Raw genomic sequence first — 18613 nt, forward strand, 5'->3', positions numbered from 1 at the left:
CGGTGCCCGACGGTGACCAGGTACGGACGTACCGCCGCAGCCTCGGCGCCGAATGAACTGCTGCCGGAGAGTGGTGGAGCTCCTCGCCGTCCTCCCTCGCCCCTGCCGGTCCTGCCGAGGCCTCGCGCCGGCACGATGGTGTACGGCCTGGCTGCCATTGACAACAGCGGTCGAATCGCCGACCGCGCGATCATCCGTAGCTTGAGGTAGGGCGGGGCTTTCGGGCTGGTTGTGCGCCCTATTCCATCATCGAGAGCAGCTTCTCTACCGTGTTCCAGTTGCGCACCGTGGTCGACGGCCCGCTCTTCGCCTTGCCGAGAATGGTCATCAGCGGGCTGTCGCGCAGGCCGCATGGGCACCAGATGTACATCTCGGTGCCGTCGACGATGTAGCGGTCGTCGCTGATGTCAGCGCCATCCAGCACGGCGTCTACGGGCGTTTGCGGGGGCTCCGCCATGAACGCCACGACGTACTTCGAGCCGTCGGTCGCCACGTCGCCAAGGGGGTTCTTCGCCACGATGCGCGTCATCTGGTCGTGGCTGCGCAGGATCGTGTCGACGACGAGCCCGAACCGCTTCTCGATCAGGTGCTCGATCGTTTTGCCTAGCTCGTCGGCCGGCTGGTCGGCGTCCAGCACCACGTTGCCGCTCTGTAGCAACGTGGCGACGTTTTCGTACCCGCTCTGCGTAAGCACCGTTCGAAGGTCGGCCATTCCGACACGCCTGGCCTTGCCGAGATTGATTCCCCGCAGGAGGACCGCGTAGCGGGCCATCGTTTCACCTCCACTTGCCTCGTGAGGTCTGTTGTCGCTGCGAGCTTAGCCATGATCTGCCGAATGGAGCGCGGTGCGCTCATTGGCCATATCGACCAGGTGGGCCGGTCGGATCGCACAGCCACCTCTGGTGTGTCGGTACGCCGTAAAGGACGGGCACCCGGTAGGACAGCTGCCGACCACCCGGACATCCCAACGCCACCGAGCTACCCGCTATGCACCACCCGATAGGGGCGGTCGATCCTCAGGCCTCCTGCCGGTCCCGACTGTCGTGTCCGCACATGTTCCGCCGGAATGTCCCGGTATGCCGCCTGAAAGCGTTTTTGTTGCTTAAAGTGACGTGCGGTTCAGGTGAAACCGCACCGGCACTTGGAGGCACAGAGCATGACATCGGCGGGTCGACTGAGCGTCGGCATGGCAGCGCTCCTTCTGGCGGCGACCGGCAGCACCGCCCTCGCCGTCGGGCAGCCAGCAGAGGCCACGAAGGCCGAGAGGGGTACGGCGCCTGCCGTTGCACTGCCTCCCGGCACGACAACGGAAACTGCCGATCGGGCGGAGGTTCCCGTCAGGCCGTTCGTGGCGATCCTCGACATCGCCAAGAGCGTCACGCCCGACCCGCTGACCGTCGGTGGGAGCGGCGTTTACACCGTCGTGGTCAGCAACTCCGGTGACACGCCGGCCGAGGACGTGACGATCACCGACATCCTCGACGCGGGGGTGTCATCCGGGACGCTGCCACCAGGCTGCTCGGCCGCGGGGCAGGTCGTCACCTGCGGCGGGGCGGGAGCCAGCATCCCATCCGGAGAGTCCATCACCGTACGGATCCCGATCACGGTGGACCCGAGCCTGCCCGACGGCACCAACATCATCAACAATGCCACCGTCAGCAGTACCACCGCCGCCAGCGACTCCACCCGGCTGATCACCCAGGCGCAGACACTCGCCGATGTCGCGATCACCAAGACCGCACCGGCGACAGTGAAGCCCGACGGCACGATCACCTACACCATCACCGTCACCAACAACGGCCCCTCCGACGCCGTCGACGTCACCGTCCAGGACCCCACCAACGGCAACCTGACCACGATCGTCGACCGGCCGGCCCAGTGTCCTGGCGGCGGACTCACCCTTACCTGCCCGCTGGGCACCCTCGGGCCCGGCCAGACGGAAACCTTCACCTTCACCGTTCAGGTCAACTCCGACGTTCCCACCGGCGCCACCATCCCCAACTGCGCGACCGTCTACACCGGCACCCGCGAATCCACCACCGACAACAACCAGTCCTGCGTCAACACCAACGTCACCTCACCCACTCCCACTCCCACTCCGACTCCGACTGCAAGCCCCACCCCGACCGCGAGCCCCACCACCAACCCGACACCAGACCCCACCCCGACCAACGGGAGCGACCACCTGCCGGTCACCGGTCTTCCCGGCCCCGCCACCGGTGCCCTCGCCCTCGTCCTGATCATCGCCGGACTACTGCTCCGCCGCCTACACCACAGCTGACCCGACGGCCGAAGACCGACCGGTTCTGCCGCTGACCTGGATCCGGGTCAGCGGCAGGGCCGGACGCAGTAGACACCATTGGGGCAGGCCGCACCGCCAAGCGACGCCCAGCAGCTCAACGAGCAGCCAAACGGTCCCTGGCGGGCAGAAGCACGATCGCTGCCTGCGAATGGCAGGTCGCGGCGGCTGTGGGCTGCACGGTCGGGACGTCAGCCCGCACCGAGTAGCGTCCGTGTGCTGAGGCCCGCGTTGACACAGCCTCCTGGCCCGTTCGCGCACAGCGGCCGGGCGAGGGTCAGCGGGCCCCGGCGGGGGCTCGGAGCAGCCGCTCGACCACGTCGGTCAGGGTGGCCACCGCCGGGCCGTTCGGGGTGGTGACCACCACGAGGTGGTGGCGGGTGGTCCGCATGATGGCCAGGGCCTCGTAGGCGAGCGTCGAGCCGTCGAGCACGAGGACGTCGCGCATCACCTCGCCGGCTGTCTGGTCGTCCGCCTGGTCCATGGTGTCGCGGACGTGGACCACGCCGACGGCCGCGCCGTCGCGCAGGACGACCACCCGCAGATGGCCGGTGTCGCGGGCCACCGCGCGGACCGTCAGGACGGTGTCGGCCGTCCCCACCGCGGTCAGCTCACGCTCCGGGCCGGTGAGGTCGGCCAGGGTGAGTTGGTCGAGGTCGAGGGCATCGGTGAGTTGCGCGGAGTACGACGCGTCGAGCGCGCCGACGTTGGCCGAGTGCTCGACCAGGTGGCGCAGATCGGCGGCGTTCTGGCCGGTGGCGATGGTGTCCCGGGGCTCCACACCGACCCGGCGCAGGCACCAGTTGGCGCTGGCGTTGAGGGCACGCAGCACCGGGCGGGTGAACCACATGAAGGCGCGCATCGGCATCGCCAGGGCGATGGCGGTCTTCTCCGGATGGGCGATGGCGTACGACTTAGGGGCCATCTCCCCGATGACCAGGTGCAGGAAGGTCACGACCAGCAACGCCAGTGCGAAACCGGCCGCGTCGGCCGTCCAGCCGGGTGCGCCCCAGGACAGGAACATAGGAGTCAGCGCGTAGTTGACGGCCGGTTTGGTGACCGCGCCGAGCCCGAGCGCGCAGGCGGTGATACCGAGCTGGCAGCCGGCCAGCAGCACGGTCAGCTCGTCGAAGCTGCGCACCGCCGCCCGGGCCGACCGGCTGTGCTCGGAACGCGCGTCGAGGCGGTGCCGACGGGCCGCCAGCAACGCGAACTCGGCGGCCACGAAAAAGGCGCTGAGCACGATCAGCACAACGGTGACAGCCACCACCGTCCACGGGTCACCCATCAGCGGTTCTCCTCCGTGCGCAGCAGGACCAGCGACGGGACGTGCCGCTCCAACTCCACCACCTCGAGTGTCAGGGCGACCTCGCCGAGGCTCAGCCGGGCCACGGCGCCGGGGGCGGGCAGCTCGCCGAGCAGTTCGATGACCAGGCCGGCGAGGGTCTCGCTGTCCGATTCGGGCAGGTCATGCCCGATGGTGCGCTCGACCTCGTCCAGCGGCAGCGTCCCGACCAGTTCCCAGGTGCCGTCCGCCGCCGCCAGCCCGGCTGGCGACGTGGGCGCCGTGGCGTCGTCGTGCTCGTCCTCGATCTCCCCCACCAGTTCCTCGGCAAGGTCCTCCACGGTCACCACGCCGGCCAGCCCGCCGTGCTCGTCGAGCACACAGGCGAGCTGGGCTTTCCGCTCGGCGAGGGTCTGCACGACCCGGGGGAGTGGCATCGAGGTCGGGACCAGCACCGGCGGCCGCATGATGTCGGCCACCGTGCCGGCACCATCGCGGTCGACGGCGAGCAGGTCGGCGAGGTGCACCACCCCGATCACGCCGTCGTGGTCGTCGAGCACCGGGTAGCGCGAGTGGCCGCCGGCGATCTTGGTCCAGAGTTCCTTGGTGGTCAGGCCGGGCTCCACGACATCCACCCGGGCCCGCGGGACCATCGCGTGGGCGGCGTCGCGGTCAGGGAAGTCGAGCACCCGGTCGAGCAGCATCCACAGCTCGGCGGGCAGGTCCCCGGAGTCGCGGGAATCGCTGACGATGTGCTCGAGGTCGCGGCGGCTGGCGGCGTGTTCCACGTCGTGCACCGGTTCCATGCCGAACAGGCGCAGCAGGGCATTGGAGGACTTGTCGAAGAAGGCAATCAGCCACCCGAACACCCGTAGATAGAACTGGGTGGATCTGGCCAGCCAGAGGGCCACCGGCTCGGGCCGTGAGATGGCGAGGTTCTTGGCGAACAGCTCGCCGAACAGCATCTGCACGAAGGTCGAGAGCAGCAGCGCGGCCACCGTGCCGACGGCGACGCCGACGCCGGTCGGGACGCCGACCCCGCCGAGAGCGGCGCCGACCGACTCACCGATCAACGGTTCGGCGACGTAGCCGACCAACAGGGCGGTCACTGTGATCCCGAGCTGGGCGCCGGACAGCATGAACGAGGTCCGGCGGGTCACGTCCAGCGCTCGCCTGGCGGCGGCATCACCCGCCGCCGCGCGGGCCTTGAGCCGCGACCGGTCGACGGCCATGTACGCGAATTCCTGCGCCACGAAGTAGCCGGTGGCCGCGGTGATCGCCAACACCACCAGCAGCCCCAGGAGGAGACTCAGCACCCACACGGGGCCACGCTCCTGATGCGGGTGGCGCCGGGTGAATCAGGCCCGCATCGGCGGGCCAGTGGTCCCGGACGTTGGCCGTCGCCCATCGGGTCGTGCTCCTCCTCGTGTCAGCAGTGATCGAAGTGTGGCATGGCTGCCTGGCAGCAACCTGACAATTGCGCGCCTGACCGATCCCTGGCCCTTTCCTGTTCTTTCCAGGTGCGGCGGGGTGCGGTGAGGACCAGGCGGGCGGTGACCTTGAGCAGGGCGTAATCGACGCGAGGGTTGCGGTTCCCAGCCCTGCGCGGCCTCTGTCGTCGGCTGCCTCGACTTACGGCGACTATCAGGCCGATCTTCACGCCGACGTCGTACAGCGGCATCCGTGGAGTCACCCGGGCGCCGGCAGACCGACCCCTGCGTCCTGGGTGCGTGTGGCGGGTGAGTGATGTTGACCGCGATACCGATCGGCCATTGGTGGATCAGGGAGCGAGTGGATAGCTTCGAGCCCTCAGGGTGGGCGACGGGCGGAGGCTGGATGACGCATGGCAACGCTGAGTATCGCTACACGAACACGGCGATATTGTCGGTGGCAGCCTTGGAGGCGCCGGTCGTCGTCACCTCTGATCAGTTCGACGAGCAGCTGAGCGAGACCTTCCGGCGGTTGAGGCTGCGCCCAGGGATGCTTCAGCGGATCGCCGGCGTCCAGGAGCGGCGCTGGTGGCCGGAGGGCTTTGGATTCGCAGACGCGGCGGCGATGGCCGGGGCCAAGGCACTGTCGGAGGCGGGTGTCGACGCGCGTGACGTCGGCCTGTTGATCAACACGTCCGTGTCTCGAGCGTATCTGGAGCCATCGACGGCGGTGGCAATCCACCACGCTCTGGACCTGCCGTCATCGGCCTTGAACTTCGACATCGCCAACGCCTGCCTCGGGTTCGTCAACGGGATCCAGGTCGCTGCCAACATGATCGACGCCGGACACATCCGGTACGCGCTGATCGTGGCGGGCGAGAGCTCCCGTGAGGCCCAGCAGGCGACGATCGAGCGGTTACGTAGAGCCGACTCCACTCGGGACGACGTCCGGGAGCAGTTCGCCACGTTGACCCTCGGATCAGGCGCGGCCGCGATGGTGCTGGCTGCCGCAGACACCCACCCGGAGGGGCACCGCCTGGTCGGCGGTGTGGGCCAGGCGGCCACCCAACACCACGAGTTGTGCGTCGGGGACAGCACGCGGATGCGTACCGATGCGAAGGGTCTGCTCGACGCGGGTGTGAGCCTCGCTGAGGCGACGTGGGCGCACGCCGGGTCGTGGGACTGGCAGAACATGGACCTCTATGTCATGCATCAGGTCTCGGTGGCCCACACGCAGGGTGTCGTCAGCCGGCTTGGCCTTGACCCTCGGAGAGTTCCCGAGACGTTTCCGCTGTGGGGAAACGTCGGCCCGGCGTCGCTGCCGTTGACCCTGGCCCACCACGCCGGGTCGCTCAACTCCGGTGACCGGGTGCTGTGCATGGGGGTTGGCTCCGGCCTGAACACGTGCGCCCTGGAGGTCGTGTGGTGAGCAGTCGACACGCAGTGCCGCCGCTGGGGCTGCCCGGCCTGGACAGCGCCTGGTCCCGATGGGTCACCGCGGCGGACAGTCAGGGCGTGCCGCGCACCTGGCATGTCCTGGACACCGCGGCTACGGATTCCGGTAGTTCGGTCCGACCCGTCGGGACTCTGCTGTGCGTGCACGGCAATCCCACCTGGTCGTACCTGTGGCGGCATCTGCTGGCCCGGTTCGCGCGGGCTGACGCACCGCCGTGGCGGGTGGTCGCCGTAGACCATCTGGACATGGGGTTCTCCGAGCGCACTGACACCGTACGTGGGCTGGCGCAGCGGATCGACGACCTCACCACGGTCACCGAGGCGCTGGGCCTGACCGGGCCGGTGGTCACGGTCGGGCACGACTGGGGCGGGTCCATCTCGTTGGGTTGGGCACTGCGCCACCGTGATCAGCTACGCGGTGTCGTGTTGACCAACACTGCGGTGCACCAGCCGAGTGGGTCGTCGGCGCCCACACTGATTCGCCTGGCCCGACTGCCCGGCGTGCTGCCGGCGGTGACCGTGCGGACGCCGACGTTCCTGCAGGCCACCCTCGCATTGGCGAACCCGTGGCTGCCGGAGCCTGTCCGAGAGGGCTATCTCGCTCCGTACCGCACGGTGGACCGACGGGCGGCGATCGGCGGCTTCGTCGCGGACATCCCGCTCAGTCCCGACCACTCGAGCTGGCAGGCGCTGCAAGAGGTCGCGCAGCGTCTGCACACGCTGGCGGAGATCCCGACACTGCTGCTGTGGGGGCCACGCGACCCGGTCTTCGGCGACGTGCATCTGAGGGACCTGCGGAGCCGACTGCCGCATGCGCAGTTGCACCGGTTCGAAGGCGCGGGTCACCTGCTCCCCGAGGACGCCGATGTCGCCGGTGCGGTCGCGCAGTGGCTGGTCGACCTGGACCGCCGGCCCGCCGACCCGACCCCGACGCCGGAACCGGCAGTGCCATGGCGTCCGCTGTGGGCGGCGTTGGCAGAGCGTGCCGAGGACCGGTCAGTCGCCCTGGTCGAGCTGGCGAACAACGGCCGGCAGGTCAGCTGGTCCCTGTTGTGGCAACGGATCCGGGAGATCGCGGCCGGATTGTCGGCCTCCGGAGTGCGTCGCGGTGACCGGGTGGCACTACTCGTACCGCCCGGCGCCGACCTGACCGCCGCCGTCTACGCGTGCCTTCGCATCGGTGCGGTGATCGTGGTGGTCGATCCAGGGCTGGGACTGGCCGGCATAAGCCGGGCACTGCGCAGCGCCGACCCCTCGCACATGGTCGCCATCGGTCGCGGACTCACCGTCGCCCGGGCCCTGCGCTGGCCCGGAAGGCGTCTCGGGGCCGGGCCTGGCGCCGCCGCGTTGGGGGCGCTAACCCTGGGCAAACTCGCCCGCCTCGGCGCTGGTATCCCGGAACTTCCGGCCATGCCAGACCCGGACGACGACGCGGCCGTGTTGTTCACCTCCGGTTCTACCGGGCCGGCGAAGGGGGTCGTCTACACCCATCGCCAACTCGCCGCCATGCGGGACGCACTCCTCGGACTCGGGGTGAACGCCGACGCCGGGATCGTGGCGGCGTTCGCACCATTCGCACTGTTCGGGCCGGCTCTCGGTGCCCCTTCGGCGATCCCGGACATGAGCGTTACCGCACCACGGACGTTGACCGCCACCGCTCTCGCTGAGGCGACAGCCGCAGTCGACGGTTCGGCGGTGTTCGCATCACCGGCCGCGTTACGCAACGTGGTCGACACCGGCGACATGTTGAACGATCGCCAGCGCACCGCGTTGCAGGGGGTGACATTGCTGCTTAGCGCGGGCGCGCCGGTGCCCGCCGCGCTGCTCACCAGGACACGGGCGTTGATGCCCAAGGCGCAGCCGCACACCCCCTACGGAATGACCGAGGTCCTCCCGGTCACCGACATCACCCTCGACGAGATCGTCGACGCCCAGCCGGGTGACGGTGTCTGCGTCGGCCGGCCGTTGCCCGGTGTCCAGGTGGCGATCGCGGCCCTGGACTCGACCGGCACGCCTTCCGAGCAACCCGGTTGCGCTCCTGGGCTGACCGGCGAGATCCTGGTCAGGGCCGGGCATGTGAAGGATCGTTACGACGGGCTCTGGCTGACCGAGCGGGAAAGCTCCCGTAATCCCGGATGGCACCGTACCGGCGACGTAGGCCACCTGGATCCCGATGGCCGGCTGTGGGTGCAGGGTCGACTGGCCCATATCCTGCTCACGTCCGACGGCGTGCTCACCCCGGTCGGGATCGAACAGCAGGTCGAGTCGTTGCCGCAGATCGCGCGGGCCGCAGCGGTCGGTGTGGGACCGCCCGGCGTGGCAAAGGTCGTGATCATCGCCGAGACCCTGCCCGGGACCCGCCGAGCGCGAATGGCCAGCCGAGAACTGGCCGACGCGGTACGTACCGCAGTCGCGCCGCCGGTCGCGGCCGTGTTGGTGATCCCGTCCCTGCCCACGGACATCCGCCACAACTCGAAGATCGACCGCACCCGGCTCCGTCACTGGGCGGAACGAGTGCTCGCTGGCGGGAGGGTCAGCGGACTGTGAAGATCCTGGTCACCGGTGCCAGCGGCATGCTTGGCAGCGCCGTCGCCACAGCGTTGCGGGTACGCGGCGACGAGGTCCGCGTCCTGCAGCGTCGGTCCAGCGGCCTGGTCGGGGTCGATGAGCGTCGCGGCGACATTACCGATCCGGAAGCCGTACGGTCGGCCACCGAGGGGGTCGACGCCGTGGTCCACCTGGCCGCGAAAGTATCGATGACCGGCCCGTGGCAACAATTCGAGCACACCAACATCGGTGGCACAGCCACCCTGCTCGCCGCCGCGCGGGCAACCGGCGTGACGCGATTCGTGCACGTGTCCTCGCCGTCGGTCGCCCACCACGGCACCGGCCTGGTCGGCGCCGGCGCCGGCGCAGCCGACCCAGACCGGGCCCGGGGCCACTACGCCCGCAGCAAGGCCTCGGCCGAGAGGCTCGCGTTGGCTGCCGACTCGCCCGATTTCGCCGTGATGGCGATCCGCCCTCACCTGGTCTGGGGACCGGGTGACACCCAACTGGTGGGCCGAATCGTCGAGCGGGCCCAGGCCAACCGGCTGGCACTGGTCGGCCAGGGAACCGCCCTGATCGACACGACGTACGTCAGTAACGCCGCTGACGCCCTCGTCGCCGCGCTCGACCGGGCACCCGAGACGGGCGTACACGGACAGGCCTTCGTCGTGACCAACGGGGAGCCACGGACAGTACACGAGCTCATCGACCGGATCTGCGTCGCCGCCGAGACGGCGCCACCGAGACTTCGGGTGCCGGTGGCCGTAGCAAAGGCCGGCGGCACCGCAGTGGAGCGGCTGTGGTTGGCACTTCGGCGCACCGAAGAACCCCCCATGACCCGGTTTCTGGCCGAGCAGTTGTCCACCGCCCACTGGTTCGACCAACGCCGAACCCGAGAGGCACTGCGCTGGTCGCCGCAGGTGACGCTTGAGGAAGGCTTCGTTCGGCTAGCCATGGCGTACCGGCAAGGTCCCCGCCCTCGTGGCCGCCGACGGGACCAGAGGACGTCATCGTCCCTCTGGCGAGGACGATGACGGCGGTTTGCGGCTAGCCGTCAGGCGCGCACAGACAACAGGCCGGCCGGCACACAGTGAACGGCCACGACGGTTGTGCCGCCGTGGCCGTTCAGTCATCTCACCCTGCCGCGCCCTGCGCGGTGCGGGTCAGCTCTTGAAGGCGTCCTTGATCTTCTCGCCGGCCTGCTTGACGTTCGCCCTGGTCTGGTCTCCGCGGCCCTCGGCTTCGAGTCGCTCGTCGTCGGTGGCCCGGCCGGCGCCTTCCTTCAGCTTGCCGGTGGCCTCTTCGGAGGCGTTGCCGATCTTGTCGTCGATGCCCATGGAGCCTCCCACGTCGATGCTGGCGCTACATCGGCGTCAGTACCCCCGGCGCCCGACCTGAACCAACCCTGGACTGGTCAGCCGCGAGTGGGCGCGGGTTGCCGGTCGATGTCGGGTTCGAGGTAGATCGCGGTGGCGGTGGGCAGTATCCGGCGGATCCTTGTTTCGGCGTCGTCGATGGTGGCGGCGACGTCGGCTCCCCGGTCGGCGGTGCCGATGGCGATCTTCGCCGCGACGAGGAGCTCGTCCGGTCCGAGGTGCAGGGTGCGCAGGTGGATGACGCGGTCGACGCCGGGGGCGGAGACCAGCTCGGCGTGGATCGCGGTGACTTCTTCAGGAAGGGCGGCCTCACCGATGAGCAGGCTCTTGGTCTCGACGGCGAGGACGACGGCGATGACCACCAGCAGGACGCCGATGCACAGGGTGGCGATGCCGTCGTAGATGCCGTTTCCGGTGAGCACGCTCAGTCCGACGCCGAACAGGGCGAAGAGCAGGCCGAGCAGGGCGCCGGCGTCCTCGAGGAGGATCACCGGCAGCTCCGGGGCGCGGGCGTGGCGGACGAAGGAGACCCAGCCGCGCTTGCCGCGGACCTTGTTGGCCTCCTTGACGGCGGTGTGCAGGGCGTAGCTCTCCAGGGCGATCGCGATCAGCAGGACGGCGACGGCGATCAGCGGTGAGGTGAGCTCGTGTGGATCGCTGATCTTGTGGTAGCCCTCGTAGAGGGCGTAGAGGCCGCCGATGGTGAACAGGATGATCGCGACGATGAACGAGTAGACGTAACGCTCCCGGGCGTAGCCGAAAGGGTGCAATGCTGTGGGGGCACGGCGGGCGCGCTTGCCGCCGAGCAGCAGCAGCGCCTGGTTGGTCGAGTCCGCGACCGAGTGCACGCCCTCGGCGAGCATCGACGCCGACCCGGTGATGCCAGCGGCGACGAACTTGCTCACCGCAATACCCAGGTTCGCGACCAGTGCCGTCACCACGGCCTTGGTGCTGCCCTCCGCCGCCATCAGTTGTTTCCCTTCGTCAGATGTCATGGTGTGGGTGGATCAGTGCGCCAGCGACGTGGCGGGCTGCTGCCGCCGACTGGTGCCGGCAGCGCGCCGCCGGCCCGCCCCGAAGGGCTGGGCCGGCGGGACGGGCGGTGTGACGGTCAGTGGACGCGGCGGCGGCCGTAGGCGCCGGCGGCGATCGCGACGCCGATCGCGGCGAAGACGACCTGGATGGCCAGCTCGATCCAGTCGATGCCCCTGGTGTCGTCGACACCGAGAGCGCCGGCGACGAGGGTGCCGAGGATCGCGGCGACCACGCCGATGAGCAGGGTCAGCCAGATCGGGATGTTCTGCTTGCCCGGCACCACGAGCCGGCCGAGCGCGCCGATGAGCAGACCGATGATGATCGCGGTGAAGAAGCCGGTGACTTCCACGAGAGCCGTCCCTCCAGAGGGGGGTTTGTCGTCGGCTCCGGTCATTGCCCTTCTTCGCGAGCGCCGAAACTACCGCCGGCGTAGCCGTCTGGTGCGTCGGCGAGGACAGCGGTGAAACGGACGGATGCCCGATGGCCCGGAGAGGTTCCCTGGCCATCGGGGCATCCGCTGTGGTGCTACTTCGTGCCGGTGAGGGCGACCAGAGCGTGGGCGGTACGGAAGTACGGGTTGCGGCCGAGGTCGCCGACGGTGGTGATGTCGAAGGCGTCCTTGAGCAGCTTGGCGTCGCCGTCGCTGACCCCGGCGAGGGCGGACACCGGGGCGTCGACGATCTCGGTGAGGGTCTTGTCCTGGTAGGCCTTGTCGACCAGCTTGGTGAGGTCGGCGGTGACGGGCATGCACACTCCTTCGAAATGCCGGTCGGACAATCCGGCCGGCTGCGGACAAACCTGACGAATTAGATCATGGAGCGAGCGCTGGCATCCACTGTGGATGCGAGGCGGTTCATGCCTCCTCGTCGCCGCCCTCGTCGTCGCCGAAGGAGTCGGAAACCTCGTCGGCGACCATGCCGCCGGCGAAGCCGAGGGCGGCACCGCCGACCACGCCGGCGGCGACGGCGCCCATGCCGGGGCCCCCGTGCCGTTCGTGGTGTTCCTCCTTGTGGTGCCCGCCTGGGTGGCCGTACGCGGCGTGCCCGTAGCCGGGGGCACCGTAGGCGGGCTGTCCGTAGCCGGGCGGCGGGGGCGGTGGCGGGTAGCCGGGGGTGCCGTAGCCCTGGGCGGGCGGGGTGTAGCCGTGGCCAGCGTGCAGGCTCTGGTAGCCGTCGAGGGCCTGGCGAACCCAGCCGTCGACCTGCGCGGCCCAGTCCACGCGGTCGGCGTCGGTGTGCGCGGCGTGGTAGCGGCCGAACGAGTCGTGGCCGCCGGTGAACAGGCCGCCGCGCTTGTCGAACTCCAGCACGACATCGACGCCGTGCTCGTTCGCGACGAAGGTCAACTCGACCTCGTTGATCCCGTGGGCGTACTGCGAGGCGGCGTAGTACTCGACCTCCTGGTAGAACGGCAGGCGCTGGTGCAGCCCTGAGATGTGCCCGCGCTCCAGGTCGGCACCCTTGAATTGGAAACCGAGCCGGCCGAAGGCATCCAGAATGCGTTCCTGCACCGGAAGCGGATGCACGACCAACGGGTCGAGGTCACCCTTGTCGACCGCGCCGCGGATGGCCACCTCAGTACGCAGGCCCATGGTCATGCCGTGCAGGTGCTGCCCGTACAGGTCGGTCACCGGGGTCTCCCACGGCATTGCCACCTGGAGCGGCAGCGACAACTGCTGCCCCTCGCGCAGGTGCAGCCCACCCGCAACCTGAGCGCGGTGGAACTCGACGAGAGCGTCGTACTCCTCCTCCGCGCCCTCCAACTCCACCCGGGTGACCAGCCCGACGGTGATGTGGTCGATCTCCACATCGTGGCTGCCGCCGGTCAGGTTCACCTGCCCGCCCAGCATCAGCCCTGGGCGGGTGTTGGGATTAGACAGAACCGTGTCCACGCTGGGGCCGCCCACCCCGAACGCGCCCAGCATCTTCTTGAACACCACGAACCACTCCCTCAACGGCACCGAACGCGCGGCAACCGGATTCGGTGGAACTTCCACGCGAACCCTTGTGCTGCAACGAGATCAACGGCGTCCATAATGGAAGCCGTCGCGCCGGGAAACTATCAACGCCACCTGAGAAGTAGCTGGGTGCATCCATACGGTTACTGTCGGGTGGGGCGGGCGGCGGGTGTAGTCACGCGGTCTGACTGGCCGATGGGTGCGTGATGGTCTCGAATTCGACGAGGGTCAACCGGGACAGCGATCGGCTCCCTACAAAACTGATGGTGCCAGGTCGCTCTTTTGGGTTTGGATGCGCCATGAGCATCATTCTGAGCACCCCGAGCGTTGATGAGGTGTCACCGGCGGTGAACGCGCTCAAGGGGTGGCAGTACGACGGGGGACCGCTGCATCTGCATTCCGGCGATCTCGGCTGGCACTCGTTACATGGTGCCGAGGCTACGGCTGCTGCCATCCGGATGTGGTCGCGCGACGGGGAGGTTCTCGCGATCGGGCTGCTGGACGGCCCCGAACTGGTGCGGATGGCTGTCGCTCCCGACTGGCGTGATGACGAGGCACTGGCCCGCCGGCTCGCCGCTGATCTGGACGAACCAGGGGCTTCCGGCGGTGCGACCGTCGAAGCCCGAGGCGCGGGTCTTCTCACCCAGTTACTGCTGAAGCGGGGTTGGGAGCGGGATGAGCCGTGGACGACGTTCCACCGCAGTCTCTCGGACCCGGTACAGGACTGCGGTCTGCGCGTCGAGACGATCGAGCCCGATCGCGCCGAGGTGTGGGTCGCCGTCCACTGGTCCGCGTTCCGCGGGTCGCCCTTCACTGATGCCGACCGACACCGCATGGTCGGAGGTTGGCTCGCCATGGCCGGTGGCCCGTTCTACGGTGACGCACGCTGCCTCGCCGCATTCGATCAGAACGGCGACGCCGTGGCAGTGGCGGCTGTGTGGTCAGCCGGCCCGGGGCGGCCAGGACTCCTCGAACCGATGGGCGTGCACCGCAGTCACCGAGGTCATGGTTACGGCACCGCGATCACGCTTGCCGCCGCTGCGGCCCTTCGTGACATGGGTTCGTCCAGCGCGAGTGTGTGCGTGGAGAGTTCCAACGTCGGCGCCGTAGCTACCTACGCCTCGGCCGGCTTCACGCCGTCAGGCGAGGTGACCGATCTGCGCCGCGGTTCCCGGTGAACACCGGGCGAAGGTCGATACCCCTCGTGCAGGTAGTCCTCGACGAGGCGGTGACGGGTGTCGCCGCCCGGTTCGCACGGGAGGAGCCACCAGGTCGAACAGCGATACCTCCAACGCCGAGCCCAGCGCCTCGGCTGACCGATCGTCGGCCGGCGTCCGCACACCGGCACGACCGGAGGCCGACTCGATCCGCTTGCCGTGACCTTCTGGAGCGCGGTCGGCGGCAGATGATGGTGCGGGTCAGCGTCAGCCTGTCTCTGCTCGGATGGCCGACAGCATGACGTCACGGGCCGGTACGGGTGAGTCCTCGGTGATGCGGGTGAGCCCGGCGAGCCCGACCCCGAGCATGAGGATCCGCCAGGCGGCCGTTCGCGCATGCGCGGCGTCGGAGTCCCCGGCCAAGACCGAGGCGAGGACGTCGGTCAGCCGCATGAGCGTCTCGACATAGCTCCTCGCGACGAGGGGACGCTGCTGGGCGTGTGCGTTCGCCTCGGCCCACCGCGCAAGCGCGTGTCCGTCCCCGTCGGTACTGACGAGGTCGGCGAAGAAGAGCACGAGCGCGTCGTACGCCTCGAGGCCGTCGACCTCGTGCTTGTACTCATCGATCTGCTGCACGGCGTAGTGTCGCCAGGCCTCCCCGGCGAGCTCGTCGGTCGACGCGAAGTGGTGGTGGATCTGGCCCTGCGACCCGCCTAGCTCGTCCGCCACGATTCTGGCCGTTACCGCACTCAAGCCGTCGCGCTCGACCACGGCGGCCGCCGCCTCCACGATCGAGCGGCGCCGCTCTGCACGCGCCAGGTACACCATCATCCCCTCCCTCGTACGGTTCGCGGAGTGCTCGACACCGAGCGTAGGAACGAGACGGCACGCACCCGCAGCCCCTCCCTGCGCGCCTGAATTATCTCGTCGGCCGGTGGGTCGAGCGGCCCGAGGACGGGCGCGCTGTGCACCTTCGTGACGCAGTCAAGGTCGGTGCACACGAGGATGCCGAGCGTGCTCAGCCGCTGGCGCTTGTCCGCAGAGGGGCGCGGCGCGGTGAAGAGGGCGACCTCGTTGAAGCGGCGCATGAAGTGGCACAGCGAGCACATGACCGCTCGCCCGCCGAGCTCAGCCCGGCTCGGACTCTGGCGCAGCATTGCGCCCGACGCCGTTCCGTCGATGTCGGTGACCAGGTAGGCGCGCAATGGCGCTCGGGGATCCCGCCACCCGAGGTAGTCGAGCTTGTCCCACGCGACGTCGTCGAACCAGGCCGGCAGACGCACCTTGCTCGCGGCCGCGTCCAGGTTCGCGATCGCACCCCGCACCTCGTCCCGGCTCATGGCCCGCACGACGCCACCTCCTGGCCGATTTTGTACACGGTTACAAATTGTAGGTCGGTACAAGTTTCCCGTCCAACGATTTCCGGTGCCGGCGCCACCGACCCGGCTCGGCAGGTAGTCCTGCCCGAGGGACACCTGCAACGAAAGGGCACATAGAGGCCGGCGGTGGTCAGCGCCACGAACAGGTGGATCGCCGGTCCGGGCACCCACACCACATCCCCGTTGCGATGGCGGTGGTCGCGTAGGACCAGCGAGACACCGCCGCCCGGCCCCACCGTTTGTGACGCAACGGACCGGGTCGGCAAGGAGACACGGTGGATCTGCCGGCGGTGGTAGAAAGCAGGCGAGTACCTCCCCTCAGGAGATCATCGTGAAGCGAAACGTCGTGTCCCGTCGGTCGCTGCTGGCCACCGGCGGGGCCACCGCTGTCGCGCTCGGCCTCGCCGCCTCCCGGCCGGCGACGGCCGCCCCGAGCCAGCTGCCCGTCGTCACCCCGGCCGAGGCGTGGCGGCGGCTGCGCCACGGCAATCACCGGTTCGTCACCGGGCACAGCCGGCACCCGCACCAGAGCCTGGCCGACCTGCGCCGCCTGGCCGCTGGTCAGCACCCGATCGCCATCACCCTCGGCTGCGCCGATTCCCGGGTCGCCCCCGAGGTGCTGTTCGACCAGGGTCTGGGTGACCTGTTCGACAACCGGGTGGCCGGAAACATCGTCGACGACCTGCTGCTGGGCAGCATCGAGTTCGCCGTGGAGGAGTTCCACAGCCCGTTGATCGTCGTGCTCGGCCACGAGCGGCGCGGGGCGATCACCGCCACCATCGACGCCATCCGCACCGGCGGTTCCGCCCCCGGTCACATCGGCACCATCGTCGAGAGCCTGCGGCCGGTGGTGGCGCCGGTGCTGGGGCAGCCCGGCGACGAGGTCGACAACGGCGTCCGCGCCAACGTCCGCGCTCAGGTCCAGGCGCTGACCGTACGCAGTCCGATCATCGCCGAGCGTCTGCACGCGGGCGCGCTGAAGGTAATCGGCGCCCGGTACGACCTGGACAACGGGCAGGTCACGTTGGTGGACTGACCTCGGTCGGTGGACCAACCTGACGGTGCCGGTACGCCGTATCGACCGGGCCAGCTGCGGACGAGTCCGCAGCTGGCCCGGTCAGCGCGTAGGTGCGTCCCCACAGACCGGTGCGGACGTCCATCACCGCGTGCGTCGGTCGTCGAGCGAGCGTGGTGTGCGTAGACCGGGCACATCCGACTCTGCCGAGAGCAGTGCGTTCGTCAGGTCAGCCTGCCTGCCAACCGGCCGGGTCGATACCGCCGGGCACTGGCGCCGCAGGGTCGTAGGGCTGCCGGGTGAAGACGAAGGTGCCAAGATCGAGGTGGCTGACGGCGCCAGCCGCGTCACGTTGCACCCGCAGCCGTTCGCCGGCGAAGTAGCCGTTGATCCCCTCCCAGTCGCCGTCGCCGGTGGGGCGCAGCCGGGTGCCGTGCCCGCCGGACAGCGGGGCCAACTCCACGAAGCCATCAGCCTGCGGGCGCAGCACATAAGGGGCCGGCCCCCAGTACCACGGGCCTGCGAGATCCAGTAGCTGCGGGTCAATCGAGGGCAGCGGTCGCCACGGCGCAGGGATCCGCAGCTCCCGCTCAGCGACCGTCTGCAGCAGATCAGCGGCGAGAGAACCGGCGGACAGGCCGGCGGTCACGTTACCCATGACGACCGCGCCCAGAGCGTCACCGGGGCTGACCCACACGGTCGCCACAAAGCCCGGCATCGAGCCGGTGTGCCCGGCCAACAGCCGGCCGTCGCGGCGCAGCAGCTGCATGCCGAGCCCGTAGCCGCTGTCCCAGCCTGTCGCCTCCGGCGGGCTCGCCGGGTTGCGCATCTGCGCGACGGTGTCCGGATGCAACACTCGGTCGTCGCCGTCGATCAGGAACGCGGAGAACCTGGCCAGGTCCGTCACGGTCGACCACAGCTGCCCGGCAGGCGCCATAAGGCCGGTGTCTACGGCCGGCTCTGCAAGGAGCACATCGGCCCAGGGATGCACCGCCCAGCCCGTGGCATGCGGCGCGACCGGCAGCAGGGTGGTGCGGGTCATCGCGAGCGGCTCCCGCACCTCGCGCCGCAGCACCTCGCCCCACGCCTGACCCCGAACCCGCTGCACCAGCGCGCCGAGCAGCGCATAGCCGGGGTTGGAGTAGTGGTGGCGCTGTCCCGCCGAATGCACCTGCGGATCGCTGCCCAGCACGTCGGCCAGGTCGGGTCGCAGCGCGCCCGGGGTCCGTTCCCACCACGGGCCGGGCGCCTCAGCGATCAGCCCGGCGGTATGCGCCAGCAGGGCACCGACCGTGGCCTGGCCCGCCGCCGTGCCAGGCAGGTGCTCGGCCAGCGGGTCGGTAAGCGCGAGTCGTCCCTCGTCGCGCAGGCGCAGCACCAGCACCGCCAGGAAAGTCTTGGTGATCGAGCCGATCCGGTATTGGAGGTTGCCATCCGGCACCCTGCCGTCCACCGATCCGCGACCGTCCATCCACACAGGATGGCCATCACGCACCACGGCAGCGACGACCGAAGGAGCCCGACCCGCTACCTGACCAGTGGCCAGCCGGTGGACCAGCGCACGTCGGGTTTCGGGTTGCAGCGGCGTTGGGATCGGTGACATGCGGGCAAACCTACCGGGCGCCCGCACGGCCCGTGACGCTCCAGATCTGCCGCTGACTGTGCCGGCGCATCATCC

The 18613-nt window shown here is 69.4% G+C and carries 17 protein-coding genes; 6 read left to right on the forward strand and 11 right to left on the reverse strand.

Annotated elements, in window-relative coordinates; all coding sequences use genetic code 11:
* Positions 1-238: 238 nt before the first annotated feature.
* Positions 239-772 (reverse strand): DUF1697 domain-containing protein, encoded by a 534-nt coding sequence (locus ACFHW0_RS28010; protein ID WP_416612392.1) that lies wholly within the window; start codon positions 770-772, stop codon positions 239-241.
* Between the two features lie 576 nt (positions 773-1348).
* On the opposite strand from ACFHW0_RS28010, the gene ACFHW0_RS28015 reads away from it, so the two are divergent.
* On the forward strand, positions 1349-2281 hold the full coding sequence (locus ACFHW0_RS28015) for a hypothetical protein (RefSeq protein ID WP_416612394.1): 933 nt from the start codon (positions 1349-1351) through the stop codon (positions 2279-2281).
* Positions 2282-2576: 295 nt separating this feature from the next.
* On the opposite strand, the gene ACFHW0_RS28020 is transcribed toward ACFHW0_RS28015, so the two are convergent.
* Both ACFHW0_RS28020 and ACFHW0_RS28025 read right to left on the reverse strand, forming a co-directional pair.
* Positions 2577-3587: a hemolysin family protein gene (locus ACFHW0_RS28020; RefSeq protein ID WP_416612396.1), complete on the reverse strand. Its 1011-nt coding sequence runs from the start codon at positions 3585-3587 to the stop codon at positions 2577-2579.
* On the reverse strand, positions 3587-4906 hold the full coding sequence (locus ACFHW0_RS28025) for a hemolysin family protein (RefSeq protein WP_416612398.1): 1320 nt from the start codon (positions 4904-4906) through the stop codon (positions 3587-3589). The genes ACFHW0_RS28020 and ACFHW0_RS28025 overlap by 1 nt, the downstream gene beginning before the upstream one ends.
* A 514-nt stretch (positions 4907-5420) precedes the next feature.
* On the opposite strand from ACFHW0_RS28025, the gene ACFHW0_RS28030 reads away from it, so the two are divergent.
* From ACFHW0_RS28030 to ACFHW0_RS28040, 3 genes are read left to right on the forward strand one after another with little or no spacing between them, the layout of a single operon-like run.
* Positions 5421-6443 carry a 3-oxoacyl-ACP synthase III gene (locus tag ACFHW0_RS28030; RefSeq protein ID WP_416612400.1) on the forward strand — a complete coding sequence of 341 codons (1023 nt, stop codon included), beginning with the start codon at positions 5421-5423 and terminating at the stop codon, positions 6441-6443.
* Positions 6440-9016, forward strand: coding sequence for an alpha/beta fold hydrolase (locus ACFHW0_RS28035; RefSeq protein WP_416612402.1), 2577 nt, complete (start codon positions 6440-6442; stop codon positions 9014-9016). Before ACFHW0_RS28030 ends, ACFHW0_RS28035 begins: the two co-directional genes overlap by 4 nt.
* Positions 9013-10050: an NAD-dependent epimerase/dehydratase family protein gene (locus ACFHW0_RS28040; protein WP_416612404.1), complete on the forward strand. Its 1038-nt coding sequence runs from the start codon at positions 9013-9015 to the stop codon at positions 10048-10050. Before ACFHW0_RS28035 ends, ACFHW0_RS28040 begins: the two co-directional genes overlap by 4 nt.
* Positions 10051-10179: 129 nt before the next feature.
* Here ACFHW0_RS28040 and ACFHW0_RS28045 read toward each other — a convergent pair whose 3' ends face one another.
* From ACFHW0_RS28045 to ACFHW0_RS28065, 5 genes are all read right to left on the reverse strand, one after another.
* Entirely contained in the window at positions 10180-10353 is a 174-nt protein-coding gene (locus tag ACFHW0_RS28045) for a CsbD family protein (RefSeq protein WP_416612406.1), read from the reverse strand.
* A gap of 77 nt (positions 10354-10430) precedes the next feature.
* Positions 10431-11360, reverse strand: a complete 930-nt coding sequence (locus ACFHW0_RS28050; protein ID WP_416612465.1) for a cation diffusion facilitator family transporter — start codon at positions 11358-11360, stop codon at positions 10431-10433.
* A gap of 143 nt (positions 11361-11503) precedes the next feature.
* Complete coding sequence (locus tag ACFHW0_RS28055) at positions 11504-11776, reverse strand: GlsB/YeaQ/YmgE family stress response membrane protein (RefSeq protein WP_416612408.1); 273 nt, start codon at positions 11774-11776, stop codon at positions 11504-11506.
* Between the two features lie 176 nt (positions 11777-11952).
* Positions 11953-12174 (reverse strand): hypothetical protein, encoded by a 222-nt coding sequence (locus ACFHW0_RS28060; protein ID WP_416612410.1) that lies wholly within the window; start codon positions 12172-12174, stop codon positions 11953-11955.
* 106 nt (positions 12175-12280) lie between these two features.
* Positions 12281-13366, reverse strand: a complete 1086-nt coding sequence (locus ACFHW0_RS28065; RefSeq protein WP_416612412.1) for a sporulation protein — start codon at positions 13364-13366, stop codon at positions 12281-12283.
* A gap of 317 nt (positions 13367-13683) precedes the next feature.
* On the opposite strand from ACFHW0_RS28065, the gene ACFHW0_RS28070 reads away from it, so the two are divergent.
* Positions 13684-14562 (forward strand): GNAT family N-acetyltransferase, encoded by an 879-nt coding sequence (locus ACFHW0_RS28070; RefSeq protein WP_416612414.1) that lies wholly within the window; start codon positions 13684-13686, stop codon positions 14560-14562.
* Positions 14563-14808: 246 nt separating this feature from the next.
* Here the strand turns inward: ACFHW0_RS28070 and ACFHW0_RS28075 are convergent, their stop codons facing one another.
* Positions 14809-15372 carry a TetR family transcriptional regulator gene (locus tag ACFHW0_RS28075; RefSeq protein WP_416612415.1) on the reverse strand — a complete coding sequence of 188 codons (564 nt, stop codon included), beginning with the start codon at positions 15370-15372 and terminating at the stop codon, positions 14809-14811.
* The gene (locus ACFHW0_RS28080) at positions 15369-15881 is read right to left on the reverse strand and encodes an FBP domain-containing protein (RefSeq protein WP_416612467.1); all 513 of its coding nucleotides are present in this window, start codon (positions 15879-15881) and stop codon (positions 15369-15371) included. The genes ACFHW0_RS28075 and ACFHW0_RS28080 overlap by 4 nt, the downstream gene beginning before the upstream one ends.
* Positions 15882-16251: 370 nt before the next feature.
* On the opposite strand from ACFHW0_RS28080, the gene ACFHW0_RS28085 reads away from it, so the two are divergent.
* Positions 16252-16956 carry a carbonic anhydrase gene (locus ACFHW0_RS28085; protein ID WP_416612417.1) on the forward strand — a complete coding sequence of 235 codons (705 nt, stop codon included), beginning with the start codon at positions 16252-16254 and terminating at the stop codon, positions 16954-16956.
* A gap of 208 nt (positions 16957-17164) precedes the next feature.
* Here the strand turns inward: ACFHW0_RS28085 and ACFHW0_RS28090 are convergent, their stop codons facing one another.
* Positions 17165-18538, reverse strand: coding sequence for a serine hydrolase domain-containing protein (locus ACFHW0_RS28090; protein ID WP_416612419.1), 1374 nt, complete (start codon positions 18536-18538; stop codon positions 17165-17167).
* Positions 18539-18613 lie beyond the last annotated feature (75 nt).

This window comes from Micromonospora sp. LOL_025 (assembly GCF_048060285.1).
GTDB lineage: Bacteria > Actinomycetota > Actinomycetes > Mycobacteriales > Micromonosporaceae > Micromonospora.